The sequence below is a fragment of the Vibrio sp. 1562 genome, assembly GCF_033340155.1.
GTDB lineage: Bacteria > Pseudomonadota > Gammaproteobacteria > Enterobacterales > Vibrionaceae > Vibrio > Vibrio alginolyticus.
In genome coordinates this window covers 151,118-167,114 of sequence record NZ_JAWOVY010000010.1, presented here as the reverse complement: position 1 = coordinate 167,114, position 15,997 = coordinate 151,118, and the positions used below count along the sequence as shown (strand labels likewise).

General features: G+C 44.4%; 14 protein-coding genes and 2 tRNA genes. 4 read left to right on the top strand and 12 right to left on the bottom strand.

Features of this window, described 5'->3' with window-relative positions:
• Positions 1-15: 15 nt before the first annotated feature.
• The 9 genes from nusA to rlmE form a co-directional block, all read right to left on the bottom strand.
• Positions 16-1,503: a transcription termination factor NusA gene (nusA, locus tag R7Z49_RS13005; protein ID WP_005380084.1), complete on the bottom strand. Its 1,488-nt coding sequence runs from the start codon at positions 1,501-1,503 to the stop codon at positions 16-18.
• 36 nt (positions 1,504-1,539) lie between these two features.
• On the bottom strand, positions 1,540-1,995 hold the full coding sequence (rimP, locus tag R7Z49_RS13000; RefSeq protein ID WP_005386424.1) for a ribosome maturation factor RimP: 456 nt from the start codon (positions 1,993-1,995) through the stop codon (positions 1,540-1,542).
• 225 nt (positions 1,996-2,220) lie between these two features.
• Positions 2,221-2,297: transfer RNA gene (locus tag R7Z49_RS12995), tRNA-Met, on the bottom strand.
• Positions 2,298-2,353: 56 nt separating this feature from the next.
• A tRNA-Leu gene (locus R7Z49_RS12990) sits at positions 2,354-2,437 on the bottom strand.
• A 16-nt stretch (positions 2,438-2,453) separates the two neighbouring features.
• Positions 2,454-2,792, bottom strand: coding sequence for a preprotein translocase subunit SecG (gene secG, locus R7Z49_RS12985; RefSeq protein WP_005380080.1), 339 nt, complete (start codon positions 2,790-2,792; stop codon positions 2,454-2,456).
• Positions 2,793-3,012: 220 nt separating this feature from the next.
• A complete protein-coding gene (gene glmM, locus R7Z49_RS12980; protein WP_318111717.1) occupies positions 3,013-4,353 on the bottom strand; it encodes a phosphoglucosamine mutase in 1,341 nt (446 codons plus the stop codon).
• Between the two features lie 19 nt (positions 4,354-4,372).
• The gene (gene folP, locus R7Z49_RS12975) at positions 4,373-5,203 is read right to left on the bottom strand and encodes a dihydropteroate synthase (RefSeq protein ID WP_258489283.1); all 831 of its coding nucleotides are present in this window, start codon (positions 5,201-5,203) and stop codon (positions 4,373-4,375) included.
• 52 nt (positions 5,204-5,255) lie between these two features.
• On the bottom strand, positions 5,256-7,229 hold the full coding sequence (gene ftsH, locus R7Z49_RS12970) for an ATP-dependent zinc metalloprotease FtsH (RefSeq protein ID WP_017635895.1): 1,974 nt from the start codon (positions 7,227-7,229) through the stop codon (positions 5,256-5,258).
• Between the two features lie 108 nt (positions 7,230-7,337).
• On the bottom strand, positions 7,338-7,967 hold the full coding sequence (gene rlmE, locus R7Z49_RS12965) for a 23S rRNA (uridine(2552)-2'-O)-methyltransferase RlmE (protein ID WP_005388985.1): 630 nt from the start codon (positions 7,965-7,967) through the stop codon (positions 7,338-7,340).
• A gap of 138 nt (positions 7,968-8,105) precedes the next feature.
• Between rlmE and yhbY the strand changes: the two genes are divergently transcribed.
• Entirely contained in the window at positions 8,106-8,402 is a 297-nt protein-coding gene (gene yhbY, locus R7Z49_RS12960; protein WP_005380066.1) for a ribosome assembly RNA-binding protein YhbY, read from the top strand.
• 84 nt (positions 8,403-8,486) lie between these two features.
• Here yhbY and greA read toward each other — a convergent pair whose 3' ends face one another.
• Positions 8,487-8,960 (bottom strand): transcription elongation factor GreA, encoded by a 474-nt coding sequence (gene greA, locus R7Z49_RS12955; protein WP_005380065.1) that lies wholly within the window; start codon positions 8,958-8,960, stop codon positions 8,487-8,489.
• A gap of 546 nt (positions 8,961-9,506) precedes the next feature.
• On the opposite strand from greA, the gene R7Z49_RS12950 reads away from it, so the two are divergent.
• A complete protein-coding gene (locus tag R7Z49_RS12950) occupies positions 9,507-10,529 on the top strand; it encodes a porin (protein WP_005380064.1) in 1,023 nt (340 codons plus the stop codon).
• 186 nt (positions 10,530-10,715) lie between these two features.
• Positions 10,716-12,137, top strand: a complete 1,422-nt coding sequence (dacB, locus tag R7Z49_RS12945) for a serine-type D-Ala-D-Ala carboxypeptidase (protein ID WP_017820417.1) — start codon at positions 10,716-10,718, stop codon at positions 12,135-12,137.
• Here dacB and R7Z49_RS12940 read toward each other — a convergent pair.
• Positions 12,116-12,961, bottom strand: a complete 846-nt coding sequence (locus R7Z49_RS12940; RefSeq protein WP_005380062.1) for a magnesium transporter — start codon at positions 12,959-12,961, stop codon at positions 12,116-12,118. The genes dacB and R7Z49_RS12940 overlap by 22 nt on opposite strands.
• 418 nt (positions 12,962-13,379) lie before the next feature.
• A complete protein-coding gene (tyrS, locus tag R7Z49_RS12935; RefSeq protein ID WP_318111715.1) occupies positions 13,380-14,567 on the bottom strand; it encodes a tyrosine--tRNA ligase in 1,188 nt (395 codons plus the stop codon).
• A gap of 130 nt (positions 14,568-14,697) precedes the next feature.
• Here tyrS and R7Z49_RS12930 point away from each other — a divergent pair, with 130 nt between their 5' ends.
• Complete coding sequence (locus R7Z49_RS12930; RefSeq protein WP_318111714.1) at positions 14,698-15,990, top strand: peptidoglycan DD-metalloendopeptidase family protein; 1,293 nt, start codon at positions 14,698-14,700, stop codon at positions 15,988-15,990.
• The last annotated feature ends 7 nt before the right edge of the window (positions 15,991-15,997 follow it).

Here is a 15,997-nt window from a genome sequence, read left to right as displayed (position 1 = left end):
CCTCCTTGCCGAAAATTATGCTTCTTCGCCGAACCAACAGATGTTACGTGCGGCCATAATTAGCTCACCTGCACGTTCTTCGGTCAGGCCTTCGATACCTTCTAAATCGTCAATACCTTGGTCAGCAAGATCTTCCAGTGTCGCTACACCTTTCGCTGCCAATTTAAATGCCATCTCACGCTCAAGACCTTCAAGTGCAAGTAGGTCCTCAGCTGGTTCTAGACCTTCAAAAGACTCTTCTTGTGCTAGTGCGATCGTCGTTAGTGCATCTTTTGCACGTCCACGAAGCTCTTCGATTAGTTCTTCATTCAAACCATCGATTTCTAGTAGCTCGTTAACTGGCACGTATGCGATTTCTTCTAGCGTTGAGAAACCTTCTTCAACAAGAAGTTGAGCGAAGTCTTCTTCAATATCTAGGTACTTCATGAAGTTTTCAATAGATGCTTGTGATTCTTCAGCGTGTTTCTTCTGAAGATCAGCAACTGTCATAACATTCAGTTCCCAACCTGTTAGTTGAGATGCTAGACGCACGTTTTGACCGTTACGACCAATAGCTTGCGCTAGGTTGTCAGCTTCAACTGCGATGTCCATTGAGTGTGCATCCTCATCAACGATGATAGAAGCAACATCAGCTGGCGCCATTGCGTTGATAACGAATTGAGCTGGGTTATCATCCCAAAGAACGATATCGATACGCTCACCACCAAGTTCGCCAGAAACAGCTTGTACACGTGCACCACGCATACCAACACACGCACCTACAGGGTCGATACGTTTGTCATTTGTTTTGACAGCGATCTTAGCGCGAGAACCAGGATCACGTGCTGCGCCTTTCAACTCGATAATATCTTCTGCGATTTCAGGCACTTCAACACGGAACAGTTCTGCCAACATTTCTGGCTTAGAACGAGTGATGAACAATTGGAAACCACGTGCTTCAGGCGCGACTTTGTAAAGAAGGCCACGTACGCGGTCGCCTGGACGGAAGTTTTCACGAGGAAGTTGGTCATCACGCAGGATTACCGCTTCAGCGTTATTACCAAGATCAAGCACGATTGTGTCACGGTTTACTTTTTTCACGACACCAGTGATTAGATCACCTTCATTGTCGATGAACTGTTCAACGATTTGTGCGCGCTCAGCTTCACGAACTTTTTGTACGATAACTTGCTTAGCAGTTTGAGTCGTAATACGGTCAAACGTTACTGATTCGATTTCGTCTTCTACGTAGTCGCCAAGCTCGATTGAATCATCTTCGTATTGCGCTGCTTCTAGTGAGATCTCTTTTGTAGGGTTCTCAACGTCATCAACAACTAACCAACGGCGGTAAGTTACAAATTCACCGGTTTTACGGTCAATGGCAACACGTACGTCGATTTCGATTTCGTATTTTTTCTTTGTAGAAGTTGCTAGAGCAATCTCAAGAGCCTCAAAGATACGCTCACGAGGTACCGCTTTTTCGTTCGATACCGCTTCTGCTACCGCTAAAATTTCTTTACTCATTGTATTTAGCCTCTAAGCTTAAACTTTTTTAGGGAACTAAAATTTAGGGATCAGGTTAGCTTTGGAAATGTTACTTAGAGCAAACTCTTCTTGCTGACCGTCTACAGTAATTGTCACTGTTTCGCCATCAACACCGTGGATAATACCTTTCCACTTACGACGGTTTGCTACAGCCATTTTCAATACGATGCTGACCTCGTGACCAATAAATTGCTCGTAATGTGCTGCTTTAAAAAGTGGTCTTTCTAAACCTGGAGAAGACACTTCTAGGCTGTAAGCAACAGAAATTGGATCTTCAACGTCTAAAACTGCACTAACTTGGTGGCTAACTTCTGCACAGTCGTCTACGTTAATACCATTTTCATGGTCAATGTAGATACGTAACGTTGAGTGCGCGCCTGCACGAATGAATTCTAATCCAACTAACTCATAACCTGATGCCGCTACTGGCGCGTCAAGCATTTCAGTAAGTTGTCTTTCTAAACCAGTCATTTAACCACTCCAGAAACAAAAAAAGGGCTCAGAGCCCAATCAAAAAACCAAGCAGTATCTGAGCTATTTCAAAAAGCTCAGATAACAAAAAACCCCGATAGTCGGGGTTTTATGCTGCTGGACCCTGATACGTTAAGAATAGCCAACAATTGCTTTTCTTAACTCGTAGTGTGGTTAGCACTACGCAAACTTGCCAATCTACGATTTCCTTTTAAAGAAAGAGATTGGTTGCGGGGGCCGGATTTGAACCGACGACCTTCGGGTTATGAGCCCGACGAGCTACCAAGCTGCTCCACCCCGCGTCCGACTTGCTGAGCATTATACTCGCAAACAAGTGATTTACAAGTTTGTAAATACATGGTGCCGAGAGAGGGACTCGAACCCTCACACCTAAGGCACTAGCACCTCATGCTAGCGTGTCTACCAATTTCACCATCTCGGCATCAAAACCTTACAGCTTATTGAGGAATTTCATCACCCGCAGGGGCAGGAACTTCACTCGCTGCATCCTTAACTTGTTCGACAACTGGTTGACCTAACGTTGGGTCTACCCATTGTGATTCAGTCTGGTGCGTAGACATACGACCAAGTAACAAGCTAACGATAAAGAATACGGTTGCTAAAATAGCAGTTGTTCGGGTTAAGAAATTACCTGAGCCGCCAGCACCAAACACTGTGTTTGAAGCACCAGCACCGAACGAGGCTCCCATATCTGCGCCTTTACCTTGTTGAATCAACACAAGGCCAATCACACCAAGCGCTGCCAACAGGTAAATCACAAGTAGAACTGAAAACATTTTTTCCACCTATGTTCCAAATTGTTGAGCCAGCGCCGTTCAAAAGAACAAATCATAATGAACAAGGCTAGCGACCTCCTAACGGGAGGCGGAGCAATACTAGCGAAAGCCAGTAACGCTGACAAGGGAAAATTAGTAAAAAATCAATGCCAATGCGTTAAGCGCTCAAAAAAAGGGCAAAAGATGCCCTTTTCATTCAAGACATGCTTTAACGCAATGATTAACAACTTGCTTTAACAGCCTCAGCGATTTTCAATACTGAGTGTTGAACTAGTTCACCATCTTCGCCTTCCACCATAACGCGGATCAAAGGCTCAGTGCCAGACTTACGCAGCAGTACACGCCCTTTATCACCAAGTGTCGCCTCTACTTCAGCGACAGCGTTTAATACAGCTGTAGCTTCAAGAGGGTTACTTTCTCCTGAGAAACGGACATTTTCTAAAACCTGAGGATATAATGTCATTCCTTGCGATAGTTCATATAAAGACATATCGCTGCCAATTACAGAAGCAAGTACTTGAAGTGCAGCAACAATCGCATCGCCGGTTGTGACTTTATCTAATAAGATCACATGGCCTGAGTTTTCAGCACCAATTTTCCAACCTTTTTCTAGCAGTTGCTCCATGACATAACGGTCACCAACAGCAGCACGTACAAACGGAATGCCTAGCTGCTTTAAACCATTTTCCATACCCAAGTTAGTCATTAGTGTACCAACAACACCACCCTTTAGCTCACCACGACGAAGTGCATCACGAGCGATGATATAAGCAATTTGGTCACCATCAACTTTGTTACCTAGGTGGTCGACCATAATGATGCGGTCACCATCACCATCAAATGCGAGACCAAGATGCGCTTGCTCTTCAACAACACGCTGTTGAAGAGCTCGTACGTCTGTTGCGCCCACTTTTTCATTAATGTTGATGCCGTTAGGCTCTACGCCCATAGCGATAACTTCTGCCCCAAGTTCTTTGAAAACATTTGGAGCGATGTGGTACGTTGCACCGTGCGCACAGTCTACTACGATCTTAAAGTTCGCAAGGCTCAACTCAGATGGGAAAGTACTCTTACAGAATTCGATGTAACGACCAGCTGCATCATTTAGGCGGGTTGCTTTACCAAGCTCAGCAGACTCCACACATTCAATTTCTTTATCTAACTCAGCTTCGATCGCCAATTCGATATCGTCAGGTAGCTTAGTACCCTCAGAAGAAAAGAATTTAATGCCGTTGTCGTAATATGGGTTATGTGATGCAGAAATCACAATACCAGCCTCGGCACGGAAAGTCTGAGTTAAATATGCCACAGCTGGAGTTGGCATGGGACCAGTAAATGTTGCTTTAAGTCCCGCAGCTGCAAGGCCAGCCTCTAGTGCAGATTCAAGCATATAACCTGAAATACGTGTATCTTTACCTATGATAACTTTCTTTGTGCCTTGTTTCGCTAGTACACGACCAGCAGCCCAGCCAAGCTTAAGTACGAAGTCTGGAGTGATTGGGTATTGTCCTACTTTACCGCGCACACCGTCAGTACCAAAGTAACGTCTTTCATTCGACATAAACTTTCCTTTATTATTTTTAAATATTGTTTTTCGTCATCTCAACAACTTTCATCGCTTCGATTGTCTCTTCAAAGTCATGCACGCGAATGATCTGCGCGCCTTTCATCGCGGCAATCGTAGCACAAACGACACTTGCGTTCGTACACTCTGCCGCTGGCTTGTCTAACAGTTTGAAGATCATGGATTTACGAGACATGCCAGCCAAAATAGGCAGGCCGAATTCATGAAACTTTTCAAGATGAGCAAGCATATGATAATTGTGTTCGATTGTTTTGCCAAAGCCAAACCCAGGATCGAGAATCAGTTGAGATTTATCAATCCCTGCTGCTTCACACGCCGCGATACGTTCTTCTAGAAAAGCCGACACGTCCCCCATTAAATCATCATAATGAGGGTCAACTTGCATGGTCCTAGGCTGACCTTTCATATGCATCAGACAAATTGGAAGGTTTGCTTCTGCTGCGACTTCCAGAGCACCTGGCTCTTGCAGCGAGCGGATGTCATTGATCAAATCAGCCCCAGCATCAATTGCTTGACGCATCACTTCTGCTTTACTGGTGTCAACGGAAATCCATACATCATATTTTTCACGAATGGCTTTGATTACTGGGACAACACGCCTAAGCTCTTCTTCCAAAGACACATTCGGTGCACCAGGTCTTGTTGATTCACCACCAACATCAACAATACTTACACCAGCCTTTATCATTTTATCAACTTGAGCAAGAGCAAGTTCAATTGAGTTGTATTTACCGCCATCCGAAAAGGAATCCGGTGTCACATTTAGAATGGCCATGACATGTGGACGCGAAAGGTCCAAAGATTTGTTATTTGCTGTAATCATCATCATAAACACAAAAACCCCGAGATAACTCGGGGTTTAATATTATCGATACTCTTTATTCAGAGTCTTTCTTTTCAGGCGCTTCGTTAGAAGTTGTTTCAGAAGAGCTAGGCTGTTCTGCATCTTTCGCAGTCTCCGTTGCTTCTTCTTTAACTTCTTGCTTTGCTTGAGGCTTGTCGCTGTCTTCTGGTTTGCTTGCTGAGTTATCACTCCAGCCCGCAGGCTCACGAATTTCAGCTTTGCGCTCCATTAAGTCATCAATCTGGCGAGCATCAATGGTTTCATACTTCATCAGCGCATCTTTCATCGCATGCATGATATCCATGTTCTCTTGAAGAATCTTCTTCGCACGATCGTAGTTGCGGTCAATGATCTGACGAACTTCGTCATCAATCAACTTCGCTGTATCGTCAGACACATGTTTAGTCTGAGTTACACTACGCCCTAAGAACACTTCGCCTTCATCTTCTGCATACAGCAGAGGGCCAAGCTTTTCAGAGAAACCCCATTGAGTAACCATCTTACGAGCAATATCTGTTGCGCGCTCGATATCATTAGAAGCACCGGTTGATACTTTGTCAGCACCGTAGATAAGTTCTTCTGCTAAACGACCACCGTACAAGCTAGAAATCATTGATTCTAGGTGTTGGCGAGACATACTCACGCGGTCCTGCTCTGGAAGGTACATTGTTACACCCAACGCACGACCACGTGGAATGATAGACACTTTGTACACTGGATCGTGTTCAGGAACCAAGCGACCAACAATCGCGTGACCCGCTTCGTGGTATGCGGTTGACTCTTTCACTTCCTCAGACATCACCATTGAACGGCGCTCAGCACCCATCATGATTTTGTCTTTCGCCAGTTCAAACTCAACCATAGAAACGTTGCGCTTGTTACCGCGCGCAGCAAACAGGGCTGCTTCGTTAACTAAGTTTGCTAGGTCAGCACCAGAGAAGCCTGGAGTACCACGTGCGATGAGAGAAGGCTCTACATCACCCGCTAGAGGGACCTTACGCATGTGAACTTTTAGGATCTGTTCACGGCCACGTACATCTGGAAGACCAACTACCACTTGACGGTCAAAACGACCAGGACGCAGTAGCGCAGGGTCTAGCACGTCCGGACGGTTAGTCGCAGCGATAACGATAATACCTTCGTTACCTTCGAAACCATCCATCTCAACGAGCATTTGGTTTAGTGTTTGTTCACGTTCATCATGACCACCACCAACACCTGCGCCACGTTGACGACCTACCGCATCGATCTCATCGATAAAGATGATACAAGGTGCAGCTTTCTTTGCTTGTTCAAACATGTCACGCACACGAGATGCACCAACACCAACGAACATTTCTACGAAATCAGAACCAGAGATAGTAAAGAATGGTACTTTCGCCTCACCGGCAATGGCTTTCGCTAGAAGCGTTTTACCCGTACCAGGAGGACCAACCATTAGAACACCCGTTGGAATCTTACCGCCCAGTTTTTGGAAGCGGCTTGGATCGCGTAGGTAGTCCACCAGCTCTTTCACGTCTTCTTTTGCTTCGTCACAACCAGCAACGTCAGCAAAAGTTGTCTTGATTTGTTCTTCGCTCATCATTCGAGCTTTGCTCTTACCAAAAGACATGGCGCCTTTACCACCGCCGCCTTGCATTTGACGCATGAAGAAAATCCATACACCAATTAGTAAGATCATTGGGAACCAAGAGATGAAGATAGTACCAAGCAAGCTTTGCTCTTCTGGAGGCGTGCCTTGTACTTTCACGTTTTGGTTAATTAGGTCATCTAGAAGCTTTTGGTCATACACTGGCATGTAAGTGACCATTTTGGCACCGCCGCCACGACGAACAAAGCTAATTTCACCGTCTTTAAAAGTTGCTTCTTGAATCTGGCCTTGGCCAACTTCCTGTACAAACGTGGTGTAATCCACGGTTCTGCCATTGCTTTCTCCAGGGCCAAAGCTCTGGAATACCGACATCAATACGACGGCGATAACAAGCCACAGAATTAAATTTTTTGCCATGTCACTCAAGGTGTAAGCCTCTCGATAACTAATTGTAATTAAAGGTAGGGTACTACAGTTCATTAACTGTAGCTATAGTGTTAACACGCTCTCAAGAGAGCAAAATGGTTAACCTTTGTAACCAGTGGCTACGACGAAGACCTCTCGAGAGCGAGCTCGCGATGAGTCTGGTTTTCTAATTTTTACGGCTTTAAACATGTCTCGGACTTCTTTCACATACTGATCGAAGCCTTCCCCTTGGAAAACCTTTACGACAAAGCTACCATTAGGCGCTAGAACTTGTCGACACATATCTAAAGCTAATTCAACTAAATACATAGCGCGAGGTTGATCAACAGAATTGTTTCCCGCGATGTTAGGCGCCATATCAGACATTACTACGTCTACCATGGAAGGTTGGATCCTTTCTAGCAAAGCTTCCAATACTGCATCATCACGAAAGTCGCCTTGTAAAAAGCTAACGCCAGCAATCGGGTCCATAGGAAGCAAGTCACACGCGATGATCTGACCACTGTCCCCTACTATCTTAGCAGCATATTGAGACCATCCGCCCGGCGCAGCCCCCAAGTCGACGACTGTCATTCCAGGCTTTAACAATTTATCTTTCGTTTGAATCTCATCGATCTTGAAATAAGCACGTGAGCGGTAGCCTTTTTTTCGGGCTTCATTCGCGTATTTATCATCAAAGTGTTCTTTCAACCAACGACCAGAACTAGCCGAATGTTTTTGTTTACTCATTTTAATCCCAACAAGGCACAAATTGGAGCTATTGTTTTAATAGGCGCTACCTATTACTCAATAAATTATAGTCTTCAGCAATAGATGGCGTTAAAATAGCTTTTTTCAACCCTTATTTTAAAGAAAATTGGCCGCGTAATGAACCTAAGCACCAAACAAAAGCAGCACCTTAAAGGCCTAGCTCACAGTTTAAAACCTGTTGTGCTAATGGGCGCAAATGGACTTACAGAAGCCGTGCTAGCAGAAATTGAAATCGCTCTTAACCATCACGAACTTATCAAAGTAAAAGTTGCTTCGGAAGATCGTGAAACAAAACAGCTAATCATCGACGCTATCGTACGTGAGACGGGCGCTGAAAAAGTTCAGACTATTGGTAAAGTGCTAGTGCTATACCGCCAGTCTGAAGAGCGTAAAATCGAAATCCCTCGTAAGTAACTCTACTTACGTTGCTGAAGAAAAAAGGTCGCCTGAGGCGACCTTTTTGCGTTTTATCAGGGCAGTAATGCTACTCCAAACGACCTAGATATATTCTACTCGGTCAATTTCGAAGTCTTTCGCGCCACCCGGAGTTTGAATAGCAACTTCATCGCCTTCCATCTTGCCAATCAGGCCACGAGCAATAGGTGAGCTCACTGAAATGCGACCTGCTTTGATATCGGCTTCGTCATCACCAACGATTTGGTACGTTTTTTCTTCTTCGGTGTCGATATCAATCAAGGTTACGGTTGAACCAAAAATAACTTTACCCGTGTTCTCCATCTTCGTTACATCAATAACTTGAGCAACTGACAGTTTGTATTCAATGTCACGGATTTGTGCTTCACAAATGCCCTGCTCTTCACGAGCGGCGTGATATTCAGCATTCTCTTTTAAATCACCTAGCTCACGAGCTTCAGCAATTGCCTCTGAGATCTGAGGACGTAGTTTAAGTAGACGATCGAGTTCTGCACGTAGCTTTTGCTCGCCACGTAGTGTCATTGGAACTTTTTCCATTTTATAACCTCAAGCCCAAATGGGTCTTTGGACAAAAAAAGCCCACCCTGTCATAGGACTGGGTAGTGCGCTTAAAGATGTATTTCGTTTAGTGTAAACAAACTCCCGGACGAAATCATCTTAATTCGAAAGACAGCAAGACTATGCCTTTTCGGCATAATGATATAACTCACTTTTAGAGCGGTTCTAGGGCGAATCACCTTCTCAATTTATTGAAAAACAACACTGTTCATTACACCAAAAACCTCAAAAAAGATAAAAACTAATCAATGTCAGGCCAATGTCATTGCCAATAATTTCAATCAAAAACAGTAACTTAAATAAAAACAACGCACAATTGAACAGTGTTCATCAGTGGGATTTATATCATTTTACTAACTCATACGGAAACTTTAGCAGTAAAACATGTCCAGCGAGTTGTTAGATCAATGGCTTACAAGTGCGAACTATATCGCTCAATTAGCCAATTTTGGACCAACAACTTGTGAGAGATCACCTCTCCCCCCATACAACAATGATTATGGACAGCTAACTAGGACAAATAAGATGAAAAAGACTCTAATTGCTCTTTCTGTATCTGCAGCAGCTATGGCAACTGGCGTAAACGCAGCTGAACTTTACAACCAAGACGGTACTTCTCTAGAAATGGGCGGCCGTGCTGAAGCACGTCTATCTATGAAAGATGGCGACGCTCAAGACAAATCTCGCATCCGTCTAAACTTCCTTGGTAAACAAGAAATCAATGACAACCTATACGGTGTTGGTTTCTGGGAAGGTGAATTTGAGACTGCTCAAAACGGTACTGTAGACGGCGACGACAAGAGCGATCTAGAAACTCGTCTTGCTTACGCTGGTCTTGGCGGTGCTTACGGTGAGTTCGCATACGGTAAAACTGAAGGTGCACTAGGCGTTATCACTGACTTCACAGATATCATGGCTTACCACGGTAACTCTGCAGCAGACAAACTAGCTGTATCAGACCGTACAGACAACATGATGGCTTACAAAGGCCAGTTTGAAAACCTAAGCGTAAAAGCAAGCTACCGCTTCGCTGATCGTATGGAAAACAAAAACACTGGTGAGTACTACGACAACAAACAAGACGGTTACTCTCTATCTGCAATCTACGCTCTAGCTGACACTGGTCTTGAGCTAGGTGCTGGTTACGCAGATCAAGACAAAGCTAACGAGTACATGCTAGCTGCATCTTACACAATGTCTGATCTTTACTTCGCTGGTGTATTCACTGACGGCGAGAAAATGGAAGATTCAAACAACAGTAACACAGTTGATTACACTGGTTACGAGCTAGCGGGTGCTTACACTCTAGGCCAAACAGTATTTACAACATCATACAACAATGCAGAAACTAACAACGAAACTTCTGCAAACAACTTCGCTGTTGATGCTTCTTACTACTTCAAGCCTAACTTCCGTGGTTACATTTCTTACAACTTCAACCTGATTGATGCAGGTGACAAGTTTGGTTCAACTGACACTAGCAAAACAGTTGCAACTAAGATCGATGCTGAAGACGAGCTAGCTCTAGGTCTACGTTACGACTTCTAATTCCGGTCTTTGACTAGAATATCGAATGCCCGCTTTAAGCGGGCATTTTTTATACTTCATTTTAAGCAGCGCGCCTTTCTCTCGTGTCTCATTCATGAAGACATTTGAAGCATTTATTTAGTTACCTAGCATATTGAAAGGACTTGCGTATACTCAATCACATAACTCACCTTAGAAAGTATCATTATGCGTTTACGTTGGCCCTTACTCATATTCTCTTCATTACTTTCTGCTTTTTCACAAGCGTACCCTCATCAAGAGGTGTTGCCTGAAGGCGCCCGCATCAGTTTAGTTGCGGAAAAACTCAGTGAAAATGCTGAGCTTGACGGTGTTCATCCTACCGAACAACTGTTCCCACCAGCGAGTACATTAAAAATCGTCACCGCATTAGCCGCAAAGCTAGAACTGGGTGATAATTTCCGGTTTCGAACCAAGCTGGAAACGTCGAACTCAGATGCAGTGATTTACTTTGTCGGCGACCCAACACTCCAAACCAACGACTTAAAATCACTTCTCACTCTAGCTAAGAAAAATGGCTTAAAACGGATTAACGGTGACCTATGGCTCGATAACAGCGCATTCACTGGTTATAACCGTGCGGTGGGCTGGCCGTGGGATATCTTGGGAGTTTGCTACAGCGCTCCGGCATCGACCATCACACTCAATAACAACTGTGTACAAGCCTCTATCTATACACAAAAAGATGGTGGAACGCGGGTCTACGTACCAGAGCATCAACCTATTCGTGTCACAAGTACCGTAGAAACAGTTTCTAAAACCATTAAGAAAAGTCGTCATTGTGACTTAGGTTTAGTTGCAAATCCCGATAACAACTACAAGCTAACAGGGTGCTTGGTTGAAAGAGACAAACCATTGCCACTGAAATTTGCGGTTCAAGACCCTGAGCGTTACACCAGTCAAAGGTTGGCGACTTTGCTCAAGGAGCTCAACATTGGGGTATCAGGAAAGATTAGGGTCGGTACGGCGCCAGAAAAGCAGCGAAAGCTCATCGCAATGCATCAATCAAAGGCCTTACCAGACATTCTTGAAGATATGCTCAAAAACTCTGACAACTTGATTGCCGACACATTAACCAAAACACTTGGTGCTAAATTTTTCGTTCAGCCAGGCAGTTTTACTAACGGTACAGAAGCGATCAAGCAGATCATTTTCGCCAACACTGGTATTGATATTCGTAATGCGCGCCTAGAAGACGGCTCAGGACTTTCGCGAAATAACCGGATCTCCGCGACCAAGATGGCTGAAATGCTGCGCTATATTTGGAAGCATGAAAACGAACTCAAATTGATTGCCATCATGCCGAAATCAGGTGAATCCGGCACATTAAAGTACCGACAAAGTATGCGAAAACTTCCAATTAAAGGACAGCTGATCGCGAAAAGTGGCTCTATCTACGGGACTTACAATATGGCTGGATATGGCTTGGATAAAAATGGTCAACCTAACACCATTTTTGTTCAGTTTGTTTCAGACTACTTCCCAGAAAAACGGGACGACAACACACCTGTCATCGCCCCGATTACACATTTTGAGCAGCTTTTTTACAATGACATTGTGAACTTTAGTCAGGCAATACCTAAGAAATAGTTCACCACGTTAAAGTAAATCCACATTCCTGAAATATCGACGATAGACGCAAGAACTGGACTCACCAATACGGCTGGGTCCAACTTGCAAGCTCGTGCAATAATTGGCAACAGCCCGCCCAATGTTGTAGAAATGGTGACTTGAATGAACAGCGCAACTGCTATTGCCAGTGCGATATCGGTTAGTTCAAAGCCTCCTGTTGATTGTCCTGCACTAAATAACATAATGCGTCCAATCATCACGATAGCGATCGCTAGCGCAATAAATAGAGCGACTCGGCTCTCTTTCCACAAAACTTCTAACCATTGGCGTTTTTTTAACTCTCCAGTAGCAAGAGCACGAATCACCAAAGTTGCTGCTTGTGTTCCTGTGTTACCACCAGCAGCTGCAATCACTGGCATGTACACTGCAAGTAAAACAAGCTGACTAAGGGTGTCCTCATACTGAGCGATGATCAAGCCTGACACTATCCCTAAAAGAGCCAGCGCAATGATCCATCCAATACGCTGTTTTACATGCCCTAAAACACTAGTTGATAAATAACCATCGGGTGTATCAACTTCAGACATATGCAGACCCAGTTGGTGAGCATAATGACGTGCGCGTTTGTCATGACCTGCTTGCTCAAGTTGAGCAATAAGACTATTCACATAGCCGACAGAGCAATGCTGTAAAATACCTACAGCCTCATCAATCGGCATAACCGTAAGCAAATGGACTTGTTGCTCTTGCTCGTACTGCAAGAATGCATTGCGAGCTGCACCAATTTCTACTTCAGAAAAGTTTGGTGTTGTTTCAATAAAAGTGTTGTTCATTACCGTCATGGCGAATCTCCCGATTGGCATTGGTAACGACCATCGACAAAGCATGAAAAGCCACTCTTGCACGCTAAAAGTCAGACAACAATTAAGATGCACAGAGAAAACCAATGCGAATGCACTGTCTATTCAGAATGTATGAAGGAAATAACGAGAAGAAAATTAGAAAAGATGCCTCACCACTTAGGTAAGGCGGAGATCGCCAATACCGAAGCGGGTTATTTCGCTCCCTTAATCTTACTCACCCAACGACTGGGAGGATGGTCGGTATTGTTCATGTAAATCTCCGATAGCGCTGCCATTATTGGCAGCGCAAGTATAGTAGCAAAGTTCATCAGGTATGGAAGTTTTACTTTGCCGTTTTTGCTAAATTTTCATACAAAAAAAGCGCCCTTCGGACGCTTTCATTTGCAGTCATTATGAATTACTGAATAGTAATACGAGCAAATTTACGTTTGCCTACTTGGAACACGTAAGTACCCGCTTCTGGAGCAAATTTGCTGTCCGCAATTTTTTCACCATCAATCTTCACAGCGCCCTGCTTGACCATGCGCATCGCATCTGACGATGATGGACATAAGCCTGCTTCTTTCAACAGATTATTCACTGGGCGACCTGCGTCAAAGTCAAACTCTGGCATTTCATCAGGAATTTGGTTCTTCGCAAAACGGTTTACGAATTCTTGCTCTGCTGCATCGGCATCGGCTTCACTGTGGAAACGAGCAATAATTTCTTTTGCTAGCAATACTTTGATGTCACGAGGGTTTTTGCCCGCTTCTACATCAGCTTTGAATTGAGCAATCTCTTCCAGAGGACGGAAAGAGAGCAGCTCGTAGTAGCTCCACATTAGGTCATCAGAAATAGACATGATTTTACCAAACATTTCGCTTGGCGCTTCGCTGATACCGATGTAGTTGTTTGCTGACTTAGACATCTTCTTCTCGCCATCAAGGCCCACTAGAAGCGGCATCATCAGTACAACCTGAGGTTTTTGACCGTGAGACTTTTGCAGTTCACGACCCATTAGAAGGTTGAACTTCTGGTCTGTACCACCTAATTCAACATCCGTTTCCATTGCTACTGAGTCCCAGCCTTGTAGAAGTGGGTACATGAACTCATGAATAGCAATTGGCTGACCACCCGCGTAACGCTTTTTAAAGTCGTCACGCTCTAGCATACGAGCAACGGTTTGGTTTGCCGCAAGGCGAATCATACCTTCTGCGCCCAGTTCAGACAGCCACTCAGAGTTAAACTGAATTTTAGTCTTTGCAGGATCGAGAATTTTGAACACTTGCTCTTTGTACGTTTCAGCGTTACGCAATACGTCTTCGCGACTTAGCGGTGGACGAGTTGTGTTTTTACCTGTTGGGTCACCAACCATTGCAGTGAAGTCACCGATTAGGAACGTCACTTCATGACCTAGTTCTTGGAACAAGCGAAGCTTATTGAAAATAACCGTATGGCCTAGGTGAATGTCAGGTGCTGTTGGATCAGCGCCCAATTTAATACGTAGAGGACGGTCTTCTTTTAGTTTTGCGATTAGCTCTTCTTCTGGAATCAGCTCTTCAACACCGCGCTTAATCTCGGCTAGTGCAGCTTCAATGCTCGCCATTCTTGTTCACTCCCACAGATTTGGCAAAAATATAATAGCTGAACATATTACTTGAATAGCGATGCATTTTGAAACACGTTAGACTAGGTAGTTGTCACTTTTTCCGTTTAATTTAGCAATCAAGTACCTCATGCATTCGATTTTTGTCCGACTTCCACTCTTGCACAAAGTATTGATCGGTTTTTTTAGTGCGCTGATTATCTTCGCGCTCTTCTTTTTACCTGATCCGCAAGACCTAGACCCGCAGCAGAGCCGATTAAAAGTTGGTCAACATTATCCTGTGCCAGTTTCCCTCGAACTCAGTGCACTAAATAGTTCATCGCCTGCGGTTCCTGCCGTGCTGCGCTGGGAAACATACAAAGTAAAAAATGGCGAGAGTGCTGCCATCTTATTTAGTCGCGTAGGGCTTTCTGCTCGTCTATTACATGAACTGGTGTCATCAGACAAAGAAGTGGAAAAACAGTTAACTCGGCTTCGACCTGGTGACCGATTGCAATTTGCTTTTGACGAAAATAACGACTTGGTGCAGCTAAGAAGAACACTAAGCGCGTTCGAGACTTTTCGTATCACATTAAAAGACGGCAAGTACGTTTCTGAAGTTGATAAAAAAGAAGTCGACTTCCAGTACAACTACGCTGAAGCCACCATCAAATCAAACTTTTGGAATGCAGGAATATCTTCTGGATTAAATGGTAACCAAATCATGGAACTGGCTGGCATATTTGGTTGGGACATCGACTTTGCTTTAGATATTCGTAAAAACGACAGCTTCCGAGTACTTTACCAAGAGGAAGTGGTAGAAGGTGAAGTAATCGGCCGTGGAAAAATCATTGCTGCGATCTTTAAAAACCAAGGCGATACCTTTACCGCAATATTGGATCAGAAAAGTGGCAAGTATTACGACGAAAATGGGCGTGCAATGAAAAAAGCATTCTTACGCGCGCCGTTGGACTTCCGTCGAGTTTCGTCTAATTTCAACCCACGCCGCTTACATCCAGTGACGGGACGCGTTCGTCCTCATAGAGGCACGGACTATGCGGCACCAGTGGGCACCCCGATTTGGGCGGCTGGTGATGGCGTTGTTCAAAAATCGTCTTACAACAAATTTAATGGTAACTACGTTTTCATTAAACATAGCAATACTTACATTACCAAGTACCTGCACTTAACCAAACGTACTGTACGAGCTGGTCAACGCGTTAAGCAAGGCCAAACCATTGGTACGCTTGGCGGAACTGGCCGTGTAACTGGCCCTCACCTGCACTATGAGTTCCTTGTGAATGGTGTCCATAAAAACCCGCGCACGGTGAATTTGCCACAATCTAAATCCCTGACAGGCAAAGCGAGACAAACTTTCATGGCAAACGCGAAAATTAGCATGGACAAGCTTGAACGCTACAGCAAACTGCTAGCAATGAAGTAAGCCAGGT

What these genes read in the sequence shown, in the direction of transcription:
- nusA (WP_005380084.1), bottom strand. Translation starts at nt 1,503, where the DNA reads ATGAGTAAAGAAATTTTAGCGGTAGCAGAAGCGGTATCGAACGAAAAA.
- rimP (WP_005386424.1), bottom strand. Translation starts at nt 1,995, where the DNA reads ATGACTGGTTTAGAAAGACAACTTACTGAAATGCTTGACGCGCCAGTA.
- secG (WP_005380080.1), bottom strand. Translation starts at nt 2,792, where the DNA reads ATGTTTTCAGTTCTACTTGTGATTTACCTGTTGGCAGCGCTTGGTGTG.
- glmM (WP_318111717.1), bottom strand. Translation starts at nt 4,353, where the DNA reads ATGTCGAATGAAAGACGTTACTTTGGTACTGACGGTGTGCGCGGTAAA.
- folP (WP_258489283.1), bottom strand. Translation starts at nt 5,203, where the DNA reads ATGATGATTACAGCAAATAACAAATCTTTGGACCTTTCGCGTCCACAT.
- ftsH (WP_017635895.1), bottom strand. Translation starts at nt 7,229, where the DNA reads ATGGCAAAAAATTTAATTCTGTGGCTTGTTATCGCCGTCGTATTGATG.
- rlmE (WP_005388985.1), bottom strand. Translation starts at nt 7,967, where the DNA reads ATGAGTAAACAAAAACATTCGGCTAGTTCTGGTCGTTGGTTGAAAGAA.
- yhbY (WP_005380066.1), top strand. Translation starts at nt 8,106, where the DNA reads ATGAACCTAAGCACCAAACAAAAGCAGCACCTTAAAGGCCTAGCTCAC.
- greA (WP_005380065.1), bottom strand. Translation starts at nt 8,960, where the DNA reads ATGGAAAAAGTTCCAATGACACTACGTGGCGAGCAAAAGCTACGTGCA.
- R7Z49_RS12950 (WP_005380064.1), top strand. Translation starts at nt 9,507, where the DNA reads ATGAAAAAGACTCTAATTGCTCTTTCTGTATCTGCAGCAGCTATGGCA.
- dacB (WP_017820417.1), top strand. Translation starts at nt 10,716, where the DNA reads ATGCGTTTACGTTGGCCCTTACTCATATTCTCTTCATTACTTTCTGCT.
- R7Z49_RS12940 (WP_005380062.1), bottom strand. Translation starts at nt 12,961, where the DNA reads ATGACGGTAATGAACAACACTTTTATTGAAACAACACCAAACTTTTCT.
- tyrS (WP_318111715.1), bottom strand. Translation starts at nt 14,567, where the DNA reads ATGGCGAGCATTGAAGCTGCACTAGCCGAGATTAAGCGCGGTGTTGAA.
- R7Z49_RS12930 (WP_318111714.1), top strand. Translation starts at nt 14,698, where the DNA reads ATGCATTCGATTTTTGTCCGACTTCCACTCTTGCACAAAGTATTGATC.